This window comes from Flavobacterium aquidurense (genome assembly GCF_001404985.1).
Lineage (GTDB): Bacteria > Bacteroidota > Bacteroidia > Flavobacteriales > Flavobacteriaceae > Flavobacterium > Flavobacterium aquidurense_B.
Map to the genome: position 1 here is coordinate 244,401 of NZ_JRLF01000014.1, position 19,061 is coordinate 263,461.

Consider the following 19,061-nt stretch of genomic DNA (forward strand, 5'->3'; position numbering starts at 1 on the left):
CAAATGAAAAATCAAAGTGTAAAAAATAACATTGACTGGATAAGCGTTTTTATCTATACTGCGTTAGTGATATTAGGGTGGCTAAATATCTATTCCTCATCATTACTATCAACCGAAGGAACATATCAAAAACAATTAATTTTTATTGGTTGTACTATTCCTTTGATTTTTATCGTACTGTTTGTCGATGGAAAATTTTATGAAAAATACGCTAGTATAATTTTTGGTGTCTCTTTATTATCATTAGCCGGTTTATTTCTTTTTGGAAAAACTATTGCCGGTCAAAGATGCTGGTATGCCATAGGAGGCTTTACATTACAACCTTCAGAATTTGCTAAAGCCGCTACATCATTGGCATTAGCAAAATATTTAAGTGATACTCAAATAAACCTGAAAGAAGTAAACAGGCAAATTCAGGCACTGGCAATTGTATTTTTGCCTGTAATGCTAATTCTACCGCAACCAGATCCCGGGAGCGCTTTAATCTATAGTATTTTTATTGTAGTACTTTACAGAGAAGGATTACCTTCCTGGTATGTCTGGACTGGTTTTATTACTATTTTATTATTTGTACTAACGCTCGTTTTAGAACCCTATGCCGTTATTTTAATCGCATTGGGAGTATTGATTATTATACATTTTAAAGGTCGGGCTGTTGATCGCAACATTATCCTAAGCGGGATTTTATTAGCTGTTATATCTGCTTTTGTTCTTTCTGTAGATTATGTTTTTGACAATATTTTTAAACAACACCACCGTGACCGTTTTAATATCTTACTAGGTAAAACTGTCGACATGAAAGGTATTGGATACAACACAAATCAATCTGAGATTGCTATTGGTTCCGGAGGATGGCTTGGAAAAGGCTTCTTAGAAGGCACTCAGACCAAAGGAGGATTCGTTCCTGAACAACATACAGATTATATTTTTACCACAGTTGGTGAAGAATGGGGATTTGTAGGATCACTCGTTGTAATCTCTCTTTTTGTTGGTTTATTGTTAAGGGTAATTTACCTTGCTGAAAGACAAAAAACGAAATTCAGCCGAGTTTATGGTTATTGTGTAGCAGGAATTTTATTCACTCACTTTTTTGTAAATATTGCGATGGTTATTGGTATTTTTCCAACCATTGGGGTTCCGCTTCCTTTCTTTTCGTATGGAGGATCAGGACTTTGGGGATTTACGATTTTGTTGTTTATCTTCTTAAAAATGGATGCAAATAAGGTAAATGAATGGTAATCTTTATCTTGAAAACTTTAATATAATTCCAGACTAATACGAAGATTTCCCTACAACAAAAGATTTGTTTTAAATTGAATTAAAGACTTTCCAAAAGCTTTTTAATATTACTCAGAATATCAAGAACACCCATTTATTCAAGGATTATAAAAATCATACATTCAAGCATAAAAAAAGTCCGAAGCTTTAAAACTTCGGACTTTTTTTTGTGTGTTGTATTTCAACTATATCTTTTCGCTTGGTCTTTTCTTTAAAAGCTTTACTAAAACCGGGAAAGTAGAGATTATAACGATTATAATAATGATATATTCAATATGATGTTTTAGATCGATTCCTTGTTTTAAAAACACTCCGTATAAATAGTGTCCTGCAAAAATCAGGATAAACGACCATAAAAAAGAACTCAAAATATTATAGAACATAAATTTCTTTTTATCCATAGAAACTATTCCTGCAATAATTGGTGCAAATGTTCTAAAGATTGGAAGGAAACGTGCGTAGATAATCGCTTTTCCACCATATTTTTCAAAAAAATCTTTAGATTGTAACAGGTATTTCTTTTTAAACCAGAAAGAATCTTCTTTTTTAAACAGGTAATAACCGCTTTTAGCTCCAAACCAATATCCGGTCATATTTCCTAAAACTCCCATTATTGCAACCAGAGTCGAAAGAACGAAAACATTTATAAAATCTGCCGGAATATCTACTACATTCAACATCAAATCACGGCTGTAAATACCCGCCAAGAAAAGTAAACTATCTCCGGGAAGGAAGAAACCTGCGAATAATCCTGTTTCAGCAAAAACTATAAACAAAACTATAAATAAACCAATTTGAAAGCCGCCGATACTTAAAGTGATATAAAATTCCGGGTTGATTAATTGAGTCCAATCAAAATTATTCATAAATGCGTTTGGTTATATTTATAAGTTTGTGAAATTAACAATAATTTGCTTCAACACCAATAAAATGCTATATTTTAAAGATAAATTAACTATTAAAAAGCCCAAGTATAAACTTGAGCTCTTTAGAATAATTATTCTCTTACATACTTACAACAAGAATGCAGATTTTCATAATCAGTTTCAGTTGCCTTAACATCCTTAGTATCATGACCTACTTTAGCAATAGCATTATTTAAATCTGCCGGAGATGATTTTTCTTCATTTAAAATCACCGCCAATTCATGCGAACTAATATCCCAGGTTGCTGTTTTTACTCCAGGAACACTAAAAGCAGCTTTTTCTATACGTTTTTTACATTGTTCACAATTTCCATTTACCTCTGTAGTATATTTTAGATTCTTATTTTTTTTAGTTTGGGCTTGCACCGAAAATCCTAAAAAAGTTACTAATGCGATTAAAAGTATGTTTTTCATCCTATTATTATTTATTGTTGTTAAATTAGTACTGAATTCTTTATTTTATTTTAAATCGTAATCCTGCGTAATACATTTGCCCAAAAATTGGTGCATATGCTATAGAAGCATCAAAATTAGGACCAAATGGATCTTCGGAACCTAAAATAGCTTTTTGCTGTTTATAATTTCCAATATTTTCACCCCCAACGTACACTTCTAAAACTGGCGAAATTACTCTTGTAACCTGAACATTCATAACTGCATATGATGGTGAAAAATCAGGAAACTGATCTTGAGCCGGATTAGATGCCGTATATGGCAATTGCTGCTTTCCGGACCAGTTAAAAGTATAATCAAACTTCCATTGTTTACCATCACTTACGTTTGTTTCGTATTCAAGGTTTCCTAAAAAACGATGTTTTGCCTGCAACGGACGCTGAAAAGTACCGGTTAAATAATCTGTTTGAATGTCGTAGTATTTATATGCTGTTCTTAAATTAAAATTATGAATCAGCTCATAATTAAATTCAACTTGCAAGCTATTGGCAAAAGAACTTCCTTTTAAGTTATAAAACGAAACTTGCTGAGGACTTTGCATCAAATCCACAACTGCCTGATTTTGAAAATCGGTGCGGTAGAAATCAAACCCAGCTTCAGCATTTTTACCAAAAACTTTAAATTTCTGAGAGAAACTCACACCATAATTCCAGGCAATTTCAGGATTCAAACCGTAAATTTTTCCGTTTGTATCCAAAATCGAAAACGTTCTTGAACTAGCAAAAAGTTGTTGGTTCTCTGCAAAAATATTAGCCGAGCGTTTTCCTCTTCCTGCAGAAAAACGAATTACTCCATCTTTCCATGGATTGTATCGCACATGCAAACGCGGTGTTACAAAAAAACCTAATCGGTTATGATTATCAACTCTCCCGCCCAGAATCAAACTGAAGTTATCTGTATTATCATACGTATATTCAAAGAATGCTCCTACTGAATTATCAATTCGGCTATAATCATTTACATTCACAAATTCCTGATATTGATCGTAAGTAAAATTTAAACCGGTTGAAAATTTATGCATCGTATTATTGATAATCGAATTGAAAATTAGATTTGAATAAAAACTATTCTGTTTTATATCGTATAAGTTCAACCCAAAATAAGAATTTTGATTATGACTATTAAAAGCATTCTGAAAACCGATGCTTTGATAAGGCATATCCTTAAATACATATCCAATTTTTGTAGAAACATCAAAACGTTCTGTATTGATTTCTGAACCCCAATAATTTGTTGTTCCGCGATCTCTGTCTTTATCAAAATCGACTTCTCCGGTTTGTTTTTTATCATTCATATATCTAAAATTGATAAAACTAACCAAACCACTTTCGGGATTATAATATTGATAGCGATTAAGGACATTAATTTGTTTCCCTAACGGATTATCCAAAAATCCATCATCGTTCATATCATTTTTTGCTACACGCGCATTTCCGTGTACAAACAAACTTGTAGCCCATTTATCCGATAATTTTTTATTAAAATGTGTATTCACCTCAAAACGTGCATCTGTAGAGCCATAAACATTTAAAAAAAACGGAATATCGCTTAGAGGTTTTAAAAGCTCCGTATTTATTTGTCCGGAAATACTCTCGTAACCATTAATAACACTTCCCGCCCCTTTAGTAATCTGAACACTTTCTATCCAGGTTCCGGGTGTAAATGATAAACCGTAAGCCTGAGAAGCTCCACGAACGGAAGGAATATTTTCTTCGGTAATCATTAAATAAGGACTTGTTAAACCAAGCATTTTTATTTGTTTTGTTCCCGTCAAAGCATCTGAAAAATTGACATCAATTGATGGATTTGTTTCAAAACTTTCAGCAAGATTACAACACGCAGCTTTAAGCAGCTCTTTGCTTGTAATAACACTTGTATTGGCAGTAAGGGTATAGGATTTTTTGATTCCTTTTTGCTTTTTGGTGATTTTCACTTCCTCTAAATCTTCTTGCGAAAAAGCAGAAACGGAAAGCAAAACCATACACAAAAGCATAATATTTTTTTGCATAAAAAAGATTTTAATGTTATTAGAAAAGCTGTTTTTATCGTATTCTCAACAAATGAGACATAAGCAAACAGCATAGCGCAAGCCATTAAAAGGCTTGATTCTAAACATTAAAATCAGGAATAAAAAATATATTGGCTATATAGTTTAAATAACGGAGGTGCATTCGCATCAGAATAATACGAAGTGATCTGATTGCTTTTGAAATTTGGAATTGATAAAAAAGCAATTGGATTAAATTCCTGTATTACAGCAGGAAAAGCAAATTGAAAAAAGAAAAACTTAAGAGTTGCATTATCAGATTTTTTCTCAAAATGAACTACTTTGTCTTTACAACAAGAAGATTTTTTTTCAGAAGCACCACAACATTTTTTTTCAGGAGATGCAGCAACAGAAGTATTTAATGAAACAGAAGCGATTTCGCCTCCACAATAGTGCACATCAAAAGCAAACCCAATGTTGGAAACCAACAATAGGAAAGCTAAAAATAATCCTGTACACTTTTTTAGATTCATACTGCAAAACTACCTAAAAAGACTTGAAAAAAGATTTAATGAAATGTTATTTTTTAAGATTTTGTTGTTGATAGTAAAAAGCAGGGATAAACAACAATACAAAAATGGGTTGTATAATAAATCTTCGCACATAAAAAAGAAGCCAATTACCGTCCGGAAAATAATTGAGAATAATAAAAAACATTCCAAAAAGTATCAACAAAAAGAAACCATATATTACCGCACTAAACTTCAAGATTTCACGATCCCTGAATAAAGTATAAATTAACATTAATGAGAGGATTGTATTTAGAAAATACCGAAGCAAAAGCCCATAAAACAGCTTAAATGCATCTACTTGAGGTATTGGGAGATTTTTAAAATCCGATTCAAAATAAATCAAAAACGGATCATAAAACAATTGAACCTCAAAAATTCTTATTACAACAAAACATACTATAATAAGGAATGCAATTATAATTTTGATTTTATGTTTAAGCAGACTATTTAGCATACTTTGAAAATTTATTTACCCAGATAATCCACAAAATAAAAACTGCCCCATAAATAACTAACGGAAACAGAACTCCATGCAGCATATGTTGTTGTTCAGGAACATGAAATAACAACACGGCCAATAAAGCAATTCGAACAACATTGAGAATATAAATAAACAAAATACCAAACATAATAAACAAGATCGTAGTTTTAAGTTTACCGGAAAAAGCAAGTACAAAAGAAATAAATAAAATAATAACACTTACGGCATTACACCCTTCAACGATTCTAATAACATACTTTTTATTGTACCAAACCTCTAACCAGGAATCTGAAAGACTTTTAAAAATTTTAATATCACAATTGAATGCATTCATTAACTGCAACACATTTTTACCAACAACAGATGTAATTCCATCTACATCATTTGTCTCAAAAGTGTTCAAATAAAATTTATAAACCATTGTAAGCAAAATATATGCTGCAAAAAATGTGCTTATAAATATTAGAAATGGCTTAAATTGTATCAGGTATTTTTTCAAAGGAAATTTTTTTCAAATTTATGTATTTTTTGAGATTAGCTTTAAATACTTTTGTATAAAATTTTAATATCATGACATTTCAGGAATTACAACCAAAAATAAGCACTATTATAGCTGATACAACATTAGTTAGAGACGAAAAATTATTAGCAATTTGCCAATTATTAAACGCAAATGTAGAATATTACAACTGGGTTGGTTTTTATTTTGCCAATCATGAGGCCAAAACCCTTCATTTAGGACCATATGTTGGCGCTGAAACAGATCATACTGTAATTCCTTTTGGAAAAGGAATTTGTGGCCAGGTAGCAGAAAGCAATGCGAATTTTGTAGTTCCGGATGTTGCAGCGCAGGATAATTACATTGCTTGCAGCTTTACTGTAAAGTCAGAAATCGTAGTTCCTTTATTTGTTAACGGGCAAAACATAGGACAAATTGATATTGACAGCCACGTTATAGATCCTTTTACAGAAGCTGACGAACGATTTTTAGAATTTGTAAATCAAGAAGTTGCAAAATTATTCTAAAAAATCAGGCATCTAAAAGAATAAAAAAATATTATTTTCAATCAAAATTGTTTAATCTTTAATTTTTTCAATCTTTAAATTTATTTTTTCCAAAAAAAAGTATTATTTTTGCACCGTCTTACAAGAGATGTAAAGACATACATAAAAATCATTAAATAATATTGGAATGTATTTAACTAAAGAAAAGAAGGAAGAGATTTTTGCACAACACGGTGAAGCAACAAACACTGGAAAAGCAGAAGGTCAGATTGCATTGTTCACGTACAGAATTTCACACTTAACTGAACACTTGAAAAAAAATCGTCACGATTACAACACAGAGCGTTCACTTGTACTATTAGTAGGTAAAAGAAGAGCTTTGTTGGATTACTTGAAAAAGAAAGAGATCAACAGATATCGTGAGATTATCAAAGTATTGAATATCAGAAAATAATCAATATAGAAAAGAGGTGCGAGAGTGCCTCTTTTTGTTTTTACATTACAAGCATTTTATAAGAAAAAAAGTTTGGTTTTTCATTGGGTTTTAGATTAACAACAACTACACACAACAACTACAACACAACTAAAACCCATTGTATAACCAATAAGGAAAAATTATGATTCCACAATTATTTGTAGAAAAGATCGATTTAGGTGATGGCAGAAGCATCACAATCGAGACAGGACGCTTAGCAAAACAAGCTGATGGTTCTGTAGTAGTAAGAATGGGCGACACGATGATACTTGCAACAGCAGTATCTGCACGTAGCGCTAACCCAGCGGTAGACTTTTTACCATTAACGGTAGATTATCGCGAAAAATTTGCAGCAGCAGGTCGTTTTCCAGGTGGTTTCTTCAAAAGAGAAGCTCGCCCAAGCGATAGTGAAGTATTAACAATGAGATTAGTAGACCGTGTTTTACGTCCACTTTTCCCAGACGATTACCATGCTGAAACACAAGTTATGATTCAATTAATGTCTCATGACGAAGAAGTTATGCCTGATGCTTTAGCTGGTTTAGCTGCATCTGCTGCATTAGCTGTTTCAGATATCCCTTTTTACAACTTAATCTCTGAAGTACGTGTTGCACGTATCGACGGTAAGTTTGTAATTAACCCTAGCAGAGAAGACTTAGCTAAATCTGACATCGATATGATGATTGGAGCTTCTATGGATTCAGTTGCAATGGTTGAAGGAGAAATGAAAGAAATCTCAGAAGCAGAAATGGTAGAAGCTATCAAATTTGCTCACGAAGCTATAAAAGTTCAAATTCAGGCTCAATTACGTTTGCAAGCTGCTTTTGGTAAAAAAGAAATTCGTACTTACGAAGGTGAGAAAGAAAACGAAGAGATTTACAAAAAAGTAAAAGCTGCAGCATATGACAAAATTTATGCTATTGCAAAAGTTGGTTCAGCTAAACACGAAAGAAGTGCTGCATTTGCTGAAGTAAAAGAAGAAGTAAAAGCTTTATTTACTGAAGAAGAATTAGCCGCTGACGGAGATTTAGTTTCTAAATATTTCTACAAAACAAACAAAGAAGCTGTTCGTAATGTAGTATTAGAATTAGGTGTTCGTTTAGATGGTAGAAAAACAACAGATATCAGACCAATCTGGTGTGAAATTGATTATTTACCAAGAGTTCACGGTTCTTCTTTATTTACACGTGGAGAAACTCAGGCCTTGGCTACAGTAACTCTAGGAACATCCAGAGAAGCAAACCAAATTGATTCTCCATCTGAACAAGGTGAAGAGAAATTCTACCTACACTATAACTTCCCTCCTTTCTCTACTGGTGAAGCAAAACCATTAAGAGGAACTTCAAGAAGAGAAGTTGGTCACGGTAACTTAGCTCAAAGAGCTTTAAAAAATATGATACCTGCTGATTGTCCTTACACAATTCGTATTGTTTCTGAAGTTTTAGAATCTAACGGTTCTTCTTCTATGGCAACAGTTTGTGCAGGAACAATGGCTTTGATGGATGCTGGAGTTCAAATGGTAAAACCAGTTTCTGGTATTGCTATGGGATTAATTACTGATGGTGAGAAATTTGCTGTATTGTCTGACATTCTTGGAGATGAAGATCACTTAGGAGACATGGATTTTAAAGTAACCGGAACTGCTGATGGTATTACAGCTTGTCAAATGGACATTAAGATTGATGGTTTACGTTACGATATTATGGAGCAGGCTTTAGGGCAAGCACGTGAAGGACGTTTACACATTCTAGGAAAATTAACTGAAACTATCGCTGCTCCAAGAGCAGATGTTAAAGCACACTCTCCTAAAATCATTACCAGAACTATTCCTGGAAACTTTATTGGAGCATTAATTGGACCTGGTGGAAAAGTAATTCAGGAATTACAAAAAGCTACAGGAACAACTATTGTTATCAACGAAGTTGATGAGCAAGGTGTTATCGAAATCTTAGGTACAGATCCTGCAGGAATTGAAGCGGTATTGGCTAAAATTAAGTCAATCACTTTTAAACCACAAATGGGAGAAGCTTATGAAGTAAAAGTAATTAAAATGTTAGATTTTGGAGCTGTAGTAGAATATACTGCTGCGCCAGGAAATGAAGTTTTATTACACGTTTCTGAACTAGCTTGGGAGCGCACTGAAAATGTTACTGATGTTGTAAACATGGGTGATGTATTTGAAGTGAAATACTTAGGTGTTGATCCTAAAACTAAAAAAGAAAAAGTGTCAAGAAAAGCACTTTTACAAAGACCTCCACGTGAGGAGAAAAAAGAGTAATCAGATCTTAGTTTACTAAAGGTTTATTCATAGAAACCCCAATTCATTTATTTGAATTGGGGTTTTTCGTTTTTATTGCAAATAGTAATAAAATTACAAGAACATCTACTCTTTTAATTTTTAACGAGAATAAAACTAAAAAACTACATCAATTTCACACTTTATTCAAAGAAAAAAAATACCTTTAGGCATCCAAAAATAAAACTTATTAACCCTAAAAAACCCTATTATGACATTAAAAGTTGTACAAACTAAAAAAATCAATACTGAAGATTTTAAATTTAAAGACATACAAAATCTAACCTACCCTATTCCTCCGCTGGCTTCCGCAAACTTTTATGACAATGATGGAGTATTAACCTTAAAAATTGCTGCTACCTTATACATCAATTCTAAAGATTCAGAAAAACCTACTGTGCAAACAGCTAAAGAAGAAGACAATACTTTCACAATTTATTTTGACTATGATTGGGATAATGACTCTCCGGACACTTATGATGTTTGGTATGTAGAGACTGACTATACATCTGAAACCGTTGGAAACATAACCGAAGTTATATCTTATTTGCAAAATTCAAGTTCAAAAACTGATGTAGATGGTGGCGTAGGAGAAGATCCAAAACTATCAAGAGGCACAAAGACAAGTGCAGCAGACTAATCTTAAAGAAAGTGATTCGCTGGATTCATAGATTTATATCATTTTTTTAGTAATGATACTTTTTTGAGGTAGCAATTTAAAAATTATTAAATCTACAATTCATAATTCGTTAATACAATCCAGTTTTAATGTTTTTATACGATACAATGATGACTCAAAAAGCACATAACTTTCTTTTGACATTTCTTTTTTTACCATTATTTATTTTTTCACAACAAGAAAAAGGTGCTAATTATTTTGAGGTTGCTATTCAAAAAAAAGTAAGATCATTAAAAAGCAAAAATAATTTTAATAAAGCACAATACTTTTTTTTTAAAGAAGAATGGGATTCTACATTAGTATATTCAATGAAACAATTGAATTCTAATATTGATATAGAAACAAAGCAATATTGCCATTATTTTAGAGGCTATTCATTAAGAAAGAAAGGACTATATAAACAATCAAGCATTGAATTCGGATTCATAAACAAATCTTTCCAATATTATTATTTAGTCGATAATAATATTGGATTGTTGTTTTATTATGAAAAAAAATTTAACGAAGCTATTATTTATTTTCTGAAGGCTGAAAAAGAGATATTGGAAAATAAAGATGAAAGCGAAATAACTGATATTTATACAAATATTGGAATATGCTATTTACATTTAAACCAATACGCAAAAGCTGAATCCTATTTAAAAAAAGATGTTTTATTAAACCCAAAACAGATTACAAAAAGCGTGGTTCGATCCAATATAAATATTGCAAATTTCTACTACGAACAATATAAAGACTTACAAGCTATATCCTATTTTAAAAAAGCATATAAATTATCTAAAAATATAAAAGATTTCAACTTAAAACAAACTACAGCATTCAATATGGCTGTTGTAGAAGAGAATAGAGGTGATTATAAAAAGGCTTTAGAATATCGAAAAGAAGCAGAGGACTTAAAAGATTCTCTTAACAATCAAAACAAAATATGGGCAGTTGCTGATTTTGAAAAAAAGTTTGCCGTAGCGCAAAAGCAAAAGCAAATTAAAGTGCTTCAGGTTGAGAATAAGCTTAAAAACACAGAACGCAATAGCTTGTTTTTCGCGGCAATAGGATTACTTTTAATTTTAACAGGAGGAGTTTATCTCTATGGTCAAAAAGTAAAAAATGCTAAAACTATTCTACTTCAAAAAAATAAGCTTGACGAACTAAACGCTACTAAAGATCAATTATTTTCTATAGTAAGTCATGACTTAAGGTCCTCGGTAAATGCATTAAAAACGAGTAACTCGAAACTATCTGCAACACTTGAAACTAAAAATTACGATGAACTCAATAGGCTAATTATTCGGAATAGTACCATTGCAAATGGCGCTTATAGTTTATTAGATAATTTACTGCATTGGGCGATGTTACAAACCAAACAATTGTACTTTCATAAAGAATCTATTCATTTATATTCCATCATACAACAAATAGAATACAATTATAAACCTTTACTTCTTGACAAAGCGATTACTTTTGAAAATTCGGTTTCAAAAAATATTTTTATTTATGTAGATCTTGATTCTCTAAAGATCGTTCTTCGAAACTTATTAGACAACGCTATTAAATTTTCTAATGAAAACGGAAAAATAAGCTTTTATACCCAAGAAACTAACCCTGATTTTTCTGATCTTATTATTCAGGATAACGGAATAGGAATGAGTCATGAAACAATTAAAGAATTACTGACTGACAGTGAATTATTAGCAAAGAAATCCAACTCTGAAATTATAGGAACCGGTCTAGGTCTGCAATTGTGTAAACAAATGATCAAAAAAAATAGCGGAACACTGAATATTGAAAGCGAAATCAATAAAGGAACCAAAATGATATTAACCTTTCCAAAAACAAGAACCAATGGATAATATTAACGTTTTAATCATAGAAGATACTCAGGAACAAAGCGATGCTCTTATTAAAGTTCTGGCTGAAAACAATTATACTATTACAGGTGTCGCTACAAACTTCACAGATGCATTAAAGCTTTTTTACGAGAATACTATAGATATTATTATTATCGATGTTTTTCTGGACGGAAAACCAGACGGAATTACCTTTGCTGAATCTATTAATATAATCCCGAATGCATCGAAACCTTTTGTGTTTCTAACCAGTTCTCAGGATCGTCAAATTTTTGAAAGAGCTAAACTCACTAAACCTTTTAGTTTTTTGATGAAACCTTTTAATGAACTTGAAATTCTGTACGCCATAGAAATGGCTGTAGAAAAATTCTACGCTCAAACAAATGTTTTTATGAGTGAAGAGCAAGACACTGTAATCAGTAATGATTTTTTATTTATAAAGAAGAAAAACTCACTTAAAAAAGTAGCGATAAACGATATTCTATATATTGAAGTCGAAGAACGTTATTGCAATATCATTACTGAAAAAGAAAAATTTGTTATTCAAATCTCGTTGACTAAAATCAGTAACTTATTGGATAAAACCAAATTTGTAAAAACACATCGCAACACAATTGTAAATAGAGATAAAATCGAAGAAATCATCCTTGCAGATAATCTCATTATTTTAAAAGGGGACCATAAAATAAACCTAAGTGACACTTATAAAGATTTTTTGAAAAAGATGAATATTTTATCTTAACAATGTCGACAACACATTATAAAAATCCTCTCAATACTGAGAGGATTTTTTTTGATCTAAAGAAATAGTCCGCTTACAAGTTTGTAGTATTTTTCATGGCATAAAAAATGGCTTTCATGACATTTTTAATCTCAAAAGGGAAAATCAAAATTACTTTTACCAATAAAAACCCCAAAACCAATATAAATGAGACTTGCAATAATCAAACAACCAGACATGAAGCTTTTATCTGTTCTAAAAAAAATAAAAAATAATCCTTGGGTTGGTATTGCTGTTTCTTTAACACTAATTATTCCCAGTTTATACGAAATTCTTGATGATGTAACTGTCTTAAGAAAAGAATATATCTTATTAGTTATCGCGTTTCCGTTGTACATTAAATCATTAAAAAAAATATTTGATGATATGTTAGATGCCTATGATGATCAATCTGAATAAAAATAAATTTTGCCCCTTTTTCATAAATACTTCGACTTAATTTTTGTCCTGATGTTTTAAAAATCTTAATAGATTAATTTGAACCAGGATTTTTTTTATTTCTACGCAACCTTTTTGACTTTAAGATAATATTAATTAGAATCAAGCTAAAAGTCATCGGGATGAAAACATTTATGAAAGTTACAACCGTTATATTTTTTTTACTGTTAATTTCTTTATTTTTCGGATGCTCTAATTTCGAAGATAATTTGCACGAAGTAGTAAACGTTGATAAGGGAACACCTGGAACAACAATCGAAAGAAGTTCTGAACTTTACAAAACTTTACAAAAAGCAACAACGAGTAAAGTGCTCCAAGGCGAAATTATCCCATGTGTAGAATTTGTTTACCCTTTAAGTTTAAGAATATACGACAACAATTTAAACACAATAGGTTCTACTAATCTATTTAGTGATTCTCAGTTTAGTAAAATTCTGGAAAACCTACCAAACGGACAATCATTAAACAGGACAATCATTAAACATAAGTAAAAATAACATGCTAAACCTTATAGTTTATCGATTCAATCTGGTATAACATATAAATTTTAAAATATTTTTAAAATAATTGTAACCTTTTCGCATCTCTTTACGTATAATAATATGTACACTTAAAAATTGAGGAGACAAAAAACATGAGACAACTTAAAATCACCAAGCAGGTAACAAATCGTGAAACTGCATCGTTAGACAAATACCTACAAGAAATTGGAAAAGTTGACCTAATTACCGCTGATGAAGAGGTAGAATTAGCACAAAGAATAAAGGCTGGTGATCAAAGAGCTTTAGAAAAATTAACAAAAGCCAACCTACGTTTCGTTGTATCGGTTGCTAAACAATATCAAAATCAAGGATTAACTCTTCCGGATTTAATTAATGAAGGAAACTTAGGTTTAATTAAAGCGGCTCAACGTTTTGATGAAACTCGTGGTTTCAAATTTATTTCTTACGCTGTATGGTGGATTCGTCAATCGATCCTTCAGGCTTTGGCAGAACAATCCCGTATTGTTCGTTTACCATTAAACAAAATTGGTTCTATCAATAAAATCAACAAAATGTATGCTTTGTTAGAGCAATCTAATGAACGTCCGCCTTCTGCTGAAGAAATTGCAAAAGAACTTGACATGACTGTAAATGACGTAAAAGAGTCTATGAAAAACTCTGGTCGTCACTTATCTATGGATGCACCTCTTGTTGAAGGTGAAGATTCTAACCTTTATGACGTTTTACGTTCTGGAGAATCTCCAAACCCTGACAGAGAGTTAATTCACGAATCATTACGTACTGAAATCGAGCGTTCATTAGAAACATTAACTCCTAGAGAGGCAGATGTTGTTCGTTTGTATTTTGGACTTGGCGATCAACACCCAATGACTTTAGAAGAAATTGGAGAAACTTTCGACCTAACTCGTGAGCGTGTTCGTCAGATTAAAGAAAAAGCGATCCGCAGATTAAAACACACTTCAAGAAGTAAAATTCTTAAAACCTATTTAGGATAAATAATATTGATTTCGGGTTTAAAGTTTCGGGTCGTGCAAAACAACTTGAAACCTTAAACTTGAAATTATTTTAACGCAAACAACAGTTTGATTGACTGTTCGTTTTTTGATTGATGATTGAAACTCCGGCTGATTACCGGAGTTTTTTATTGGCTTTTTTCTAAACCATTAAGACTTTAAGTTCCATAAAGTCAGATCATCAATAAATTAATAATAAGCAAATTAAGTAAGCAAAGCTTAATTTCTTAATAACTTAATGGTTCAAAAAAATGAAATCTAATTTCATTGTAAACGAAACTAAAGTCTTACTTTTGCAAAAAATAACACAACACACAACTACACAAAATGAAGAATACACTTATTGCTCCTTCTGTTCTTGCAGCTGATTTTGCTAATTTACAACGTGATATCGAAATGATCAATAACAGCCAGGCTGATTGGTTTCATATTGATATTATGGATGGAGTTTTTGTTCCTAATATTTCTTTTGGAATGCCGGTTTTAGAAGCAATTTCAAGACATGCTAATAAAACGATCGATGTACATTTGATGATTGTTGACCCGGATCGCTACATCAAGACTTTTGCAGATTTAGGCGCAAATATTCTGAGCGTTCATTATGAAGCTTGTACACATTTACACAGAACACTTCAGGCTATTAAAGCTGAAGGAATGAAAGCAGGAGTAGCCATTAACCCTCATACTAATATCGATTTATTAGAAGATGTTATAAATGATATCGACTTAGTTTGTATTATGAGTGTCAATCCAGGTTTTGGCGGACAATCATTTATAGAAAACACTTACGACAAGGTTAAGAAACTTAAAGCTTTGATTACTCGTAAAAATGCTTCGACAATTATTGAAATCGATGGTGGTGTAACCAGTAAAAATGCAAAACAATTAGTAGAAGCCGGAGCAGATGTTTTAGTTGCCGGAAGTTTTGTTTTTAAAGCTGAGAATCCAACTCAGACTATTGCTGAACTAAAATCTTTGACTGCTTTCTAAGTTAATAAGATGAAAAATACCAGCCGAAGATTTCTCTTCGGCTTTTTTTATAACCAAATTTCAAAAAACTGCCTAAATATCAATTCACCAAAACTTTGGCTTTTCTATAACCAGTCAGGCTAATGTCTTTATGCTTTTTGAAAAATTTATTAAGATGACTTTCGTCTGAAAAACCAAATTCTTCCACAATCTCATTAATTCTCATATCACTAAAGCGTAAACGATGTTCTATAAGTCTAATTTTGTAATTTGAAACAAATGACTGAATTGTTTCTCCACAATGATTTTTGAAATAACTTCCCAAATAAGTTTCTGATATATCGAATTTGGCTGCTATAATTGAAATCTTTATTTTTTGAGGAAAGTAAATATTTGCCTGAATATAATTTATAATTTCCAAAACCCTTTTATCAGAGCTTTCCAGAACTCCTGTTGGTTTAATTTTCGCAATATTTCTAGCAGCAATAACAATAAGCGCATTTACATAATGCGTAATTAAATCTTCATCATAAATATCCTTATTATTTATAGCATAAACTAATGATTCTGATATCGATTTAACAAGATACTCATCTGCTTTTCGTTTCAAAATACAACCTGACAAATGCGATGCATAATGCAACAAACATTCAATATGATCGATACTTTTTGATTTATAGTTCCTTACATATTCACTATTTAGTTTTACCAATAAAAACTCCGTGGGAATAGTGATATCAAATGTGTGATAATCATTTGGAGTAAGCAACATTAGATTTCCTGTTTGATAAGAAATTGCATTTCCATTAATATGAAGAAATCCAGAACCTGAAATAACATACACCATCTGAAAAAAACTTAACTGCAAGTTCACCAGCGGACATTTATCTACCTTTTTATAAATTACTTCAACTGATTGATGCAAATTTTCTTTTACCATCCTACAAAAGTACTTTTTTATGCTTTAATTATACTGATAAAAACATATAATTCAGTCTATTTTTGCTTAAAATTAAATAAAAAATGAAGCAAAAATTTTACTCAGGCAAAAACAATATCGTCTTAATTGCTATTTGTCTCGCTACTTTAATGTTCTCTCTTGAAATTTCAAGTGTACCGGTAATTCTTCCAACACTAGAAAAAGTACTAAATGCCAATCTTAAGGATATGCAATGGATTATGAATATCTATACCATAGGCTGCACAACGGTATTAATGGCTGCCGGAACATTAGCTGATCGATACGGCCGAAAACGGATCCTTATAATTACTTTAATTTTATTTGGCATTTCGTCCTTAATTTGCGGTTTGGCACAAAATGTTACCTTATTGGTAATAAGCCGTTTTTTTCAGGGAATAAGTGGTGGTGCCATGCTAATTTGCCAGGTTGCGACTCTATCACATCAATTTCAGGAAGGAAAAGAACGAAGCAGAGCTTTTAGCATCTGGGGAATCATTCTTGGAGTTGGATTAGGTTTTGGTCCCATTATAGGAGGTGCAATTATCGCTATATTATCGTGGCAATGGGTGTTTTTAATACACGTACCTATTGCTATTCTTGCCATTATGCTTGTATATGGTTATGTAGACGAATCTAAAGATGCTGATGCTAAAAAAATTGATATTTGGGGCATGATTACCTTATCAATTGCTGTTTTTGGGTTAACGTATTTTATAACACAAGGACCTGATCTTGGTTTTACAAGCCCTATAGCTTTAGGTATTTTAGCTATTACATTAATAAGTTTTGTGTTATTTATATGGATCGAAAAAACAAATCCTTACCCAATGTTTGATTTTTCGGTATTTAAAATACGTAATTTTTCTGGTGCTATTTTTGGTTCCGTTGGTATGAATTTTAGCTTTTGGCCCTTTATAATTTATTTACCTATTTATTTTCAAAGTTATTTAAATTATGATGTAGTAGCTGTTGGCCTTTCTTTACTGGCTTATACCCTTCCTACTTTAATTATTCCGCCTTTTGCCGAATATCTCTCTGTTCGATTTCGTTCAGGAATTGTAATTCCATTAGGATTATTCGTAATCGGACTTGGATTTATAGCCATGAAATATGGATGCAGTACAGAACATGCAAGTTGGATTAGCATGTTGCCGGGATGTTTACTCGCAGGAATAGGATTAGGCTTAACCAATACACCGGTTACCAATACAACTACAGGATCAGTTTCTGCAAATCGTTCCGGCATGGCATCAGGAATAGATATGAGCGCCAGATTAATTACTTTATCTATTAATATTGCTTTAATGGGTTACATTCTTGTCAAAGGAATTTTCTCTTATTTAAATAATGCTTTTTCAGGAGTTGTTGATACAAAAACGTTACATACTATTGCTGAAAAAGTAGCTGCAGGAAACTTTTCAACTCTTAAGCAGGATTTTCCTCAATTAAACACATTAGACTTCTCTGAATCGATTTTACATGCAGCGCTCGCTCATGGTTTCGAAATGGTTCTTTTATATGGCGGTATTGGCGTCTGGATTTTAGCAGTACTAAGTTTTATATTATTCAATACAGGAAATCACAAAGCAGTTCGCAATTAAATTTTCGTCAACTAGAAATCCTTACTACTTTGTAAATTTTTTAGATTTGGGAAAAAATCAATTCCTGTCATTTTTTCCAGGGTTTCTATTGGAACTACAAAATCATAAAGTGATTTATCGCTATCTTCATTTGGAATCAAAAAAGCAATTGCTTTATGTTCTTTGTCCGTTTTAGCTAAAATAATTTTATAAAAATATGTAGGAACAGATACTTTCTCTGTTCCTATTTTTTTATCTGAATCTTTCAAAATTCCGCCTGTGACTACATAAATATCATTGTATTTACCGGCCCAGTATCGTGTTTTTTGCTCTAATCTATTCCAGATTCCGCTATTAAAATCGTGATCCTGAGGTGAAATATTCGACGTATAAAAGGTGTCATTATAAGCACTTTCATTAAACTCCATATCTCCGGCAGGACAAAGATGTCCTTTATCATATCCTGATTTTTTATAATTTCTCCAGTCGGCAGAACCAGTTGTCACACTGGGATCTTCAATAAAGTAAGGACGTTTATAATTTCCATTTTTCAAATACTCTTTCTTTAATTCATAAGCAACCCATTCAGCCTGCTCGAACTTCTCATTATAAGAAAGTGTATAATACTTATGTTTTACAATTTGTTTAGTTGTCGAAGTTGGCAAATAAGTAAAATTATATAGAGAATCTCTACTGTTTGAGTTAGAAATAAAAGAAGTTTCCTGATTTTGCATCACTTCATTTTTATCCTTTATTTCTTTTTTGCATGATAAAAACAAAAAACCAATCAAACCTAAAACAATATAACTCTTCATTTATGC

The 19,061-nt window shown here is 31.7% G+C and carries 20 protein-coding genes; 12 read left to right on the forward strand and 8 right to left on the reverse strand.

The features are described from left to right. The first annotated feature begins 3 nt into the window (after window positions 1–3). Window positions 4–1,239 (forward strand): rod shape-determining protein RodA, encoded by a 1,236-nt coding sequence (gene rodA, locus RC62_RS16565; RefSeq protein ID WP_055097209.1) that lies wholly within the window; start codon window positions 4–6, stop codon window positions 1,237–1,239. A 224-nt stretch (window positions 1,240–1,463) separates the two neighbouring features. On the opposite strand, the gene RC62_RS16570 is transcribed toward rodA, so the two are convergent. From RC62_RS16570 to xrtF, 6 genes are all read right to left on the reverse strand, one after another. Beyond that, a complete protein-coding gene (locus RC62_RS16570) occupies window positions 1,464–2,144 on the reverse strand; it encodes a DedA family protein (protein WP_055097211.1) in 681 nt (226 codons plus the stop codon). Between the two features lie 131 nt (window positions 2,145–2,275). Next, the gene (locus tag RC62_RS16575; protein WP_055097213.1) at window positions 2,276–2,617 is read right to left on the reverse strand and encodes a heavy-metal-associated domain-containing protein; all 342 of its coding nucleotides are present in this window, start codon (window positions 2,615–2,617) and stop codon (window positions 2,276–2,278) included. A gap of 40 nt (window positions 2,618–2,657) precedes the next feature. Next, complete coding sequence (locus tag RC62_RS16580) at window positions 2,658–4,664, reverse strand: TonB-dependent receptor plug domain-containing protein (RefSeq protein WP_055097216.1); 2,007 nt, start codon at window positions 4,662–4,664, stop codon at window positions 2,658–2,660. Between the two features lie 113 nt (window positions 4,665–4,777). Then, on the reverse strand, window positions 4,778–5,176 hold the full coding sequence (locus RC62_RS16585; RefSeq protein ID WP_055097218.1) for an HYC_CC_PP family protein: 399 nt from the start codon (window positions 5,174–5,176) through the stop codon (window positions 4,778–4,780). 46 nt (window positions 5,177–5,222) lie between these two features. Next, window positions 5,223–5,669, reverse strand: coding sequence for an exosortase F system-associated membrane protein (locus tag RC62_RS16590; RefSeq protein ID WP_055097220.1), 447 nt, complete (start codon window positions 5,667–5,669; stop codon window positions 5,223–5,225). After that, window positions 5,659–6,195: an exosortase family protein XrtF gene (gene xrtF / locus RC62_RS16595; protein WP_055097223.1), complete on the reverse strand. Its 537-nt coding sequence runs from the start codon at window positions 6,193–6,195 to the stop codon at window positions 5,659–5,661. The genes RC62_RS16590 and xrtF overlap by 11 nt, the downstream gene beginning before the upstream one ends. Window positions 6,196–6,266: 71 nt before the next feature. Between xrtF and RC62_RS16600 the strand changes: the two genes are divergently transcribed. The 10 genes from RC62_RS16600 to rpe all read left to right on the forward strand — a co-directional run bounded on the left by RC62_RS16600 (window position 6,267) and on the right by rpe (window position 15,720). Further along, complete coding sequence (locus RC62_RS16600) at window positions 6,267–6,722, forward strand: GAF domain-containing protein (RefSeq protein ID WP_055097225.1); 456 nt, start codon at window positions 6,267–6,269, stop codon at window positions 6,720–6,722. A gap of 166 nt (window positions 6,723–6,888) precedes the next feature. Next, a complete protein-coding gene (gene rpsO / locus RC62_RS16605; protein WP_055097227.1) occupies window positions 6,889–7,155 on the forward strand; it encodes a 30S ribosomal protein S15 in 267 nt (88 codons plus the stop codon). Between the two features lie 163 nt (window positions 7,156–7,318). After that, window positions 7,319–9,454: a polyribonucleotide nucleotidyltransferase gene (locus RC62_RS16610; protein ID WP_055097229.1), complete on the forward strand. Its 2,136-nt coding sequence runs from the start codon at window positions 7,319–7,321 to the stop codon at window positions 9,452–9,454. A gap of 229 nt (window positions 9,455–9,683) precedes the next feature. Beyond that, the gene (locus RC62_RS16615; RefSeq protein ID WP_055097231.1) at window positions 9,684–10,112 is read left to right on the forward strand and encodes a hypothetical protein; all 429 of its coding nucleotides are present in this window, start codon (window positions 9,684–9,686) and stop codon (window positions 10,110–10,112) included. A 128-nt stretch (window positions 10,113–10,240) separates the two neighbouring features. Next, a complete protein-coding gene (locus tag RC62_RS16620) occupies window positions 10,241–11,998 on the forward strand; it encodes an ATP-binding protein (protein WP_245176841.1) in 1,758 nt (585 codons plus the stop codon). After that, window positions 11,991–12,737, forward strand: a complete 747-nt coding sequence (locus RC62_RS16625) for a LytR/AlgR family response regulator transcription factor (protein ID WP_055097234.1) — start codon at window positions 11,991–11,993, stop codon at window positions 12,735–12,737. Before RC62_RS16620 ends, RC62_RS16625 begins: the two co-directional genes overlap by 8 nt. 186 nt (window positions 12,738–12,923) lie before the next feature. Continuing rightward, window positions 12,924–13,175 carry a hypothetical protein gene (locus tag RC62_RS16630; protein WP_055097236.1) on the forward strand — a complete coding sequence of 84 codons (252 nt, stop codon included), beginning with the start codon at window positions 12,924–12,926 and terminating at the stop codon, window positions 13,173–13,175. Between the two features lie 161 nt (window positions 13,176–13,336). Next, a complete protein-coding gene (locus RC62_RS16635; protein WP_157472551.1) occupies window positions 13,337–13,705 on the forward strand; it encodes a hypothetical protein in 369 nt (122 codons plus the stop codon). A 143-nt stretch (window positions 13,706–13,848) separates the two neighbouring features. After that, window positions 13,849–14,712: an RNA polymerase sigma factor RpoD/SigA gene (locus tag RC62_RS16640; RefSeq protein ID WP_007804760.1), complete on the forward strand. Its 864-nt coding sequence runs from the start codon at window positions 13,849–13,851 to the stop codon at window positions 14,710–14,712. Between the two features lie 345 nt (window positions 14,713–15,057). Next, complete coding sequence (gene rpe / locus RC62_RS16645) at window positions 15,058–15,720, forward strand: ribulose-phosphate 3-epimerase (RefSeq protein ID WP_055097239.1); 663 nt, start codon at window positions 15,058–15,060, stop codon at window positions 15,718–15,720. A gap of 79 nt (window positions 15,721–15,799) precedes the next feature. Here the strand turns inward: rpe and RC62_RS16650 are convergent, their stop codons facing one another. Beyond that, a complete protein-coding gene (locus RC62_RS16650) occupies window positions 15,800–16,639 on the reverse strand; it encodes an AraC family transcriptional regulator (protein ID WP_209435108.1) in 840 nt (279 codons plus the stop codon). 83 nt (window positions 16,640–16,722) lie between these two features. Here RC62_RS16650 and RC62_RS16655 point away from each other — a divergent pair, with 83 nt between their 5' ends. Then, window positions 16,723–18,261, forward strand: a complete 1,539-nt coding sequence (locus tag RC62_RS16655) for an MFS transporter (protein ID WP_055097241.1) — start codon at window positions 16,723–16,725, stop codon at window positions 18,259–18,261. An 11-nt stretch (window positions 18,262–18,272) separates the two neighbouring features. Here the strand turns inward: RC62_RS16655 and RC62_RS16660 are convergent, their stop codons facing one another. Further along, window positions 18,273–19,055, reverse strand: a complete 783-nt coding sequence (locus tag RC62_RS16660) for a DNA/RNA non-specific endonuclease (RefSeq protein ID WP_055097243.1) — start codon at window positions 19,053–19,055, stop codon at window positions 18,273–18,275. Window positions 19,056–19,061: the final 6 nt, after the last annotated feature.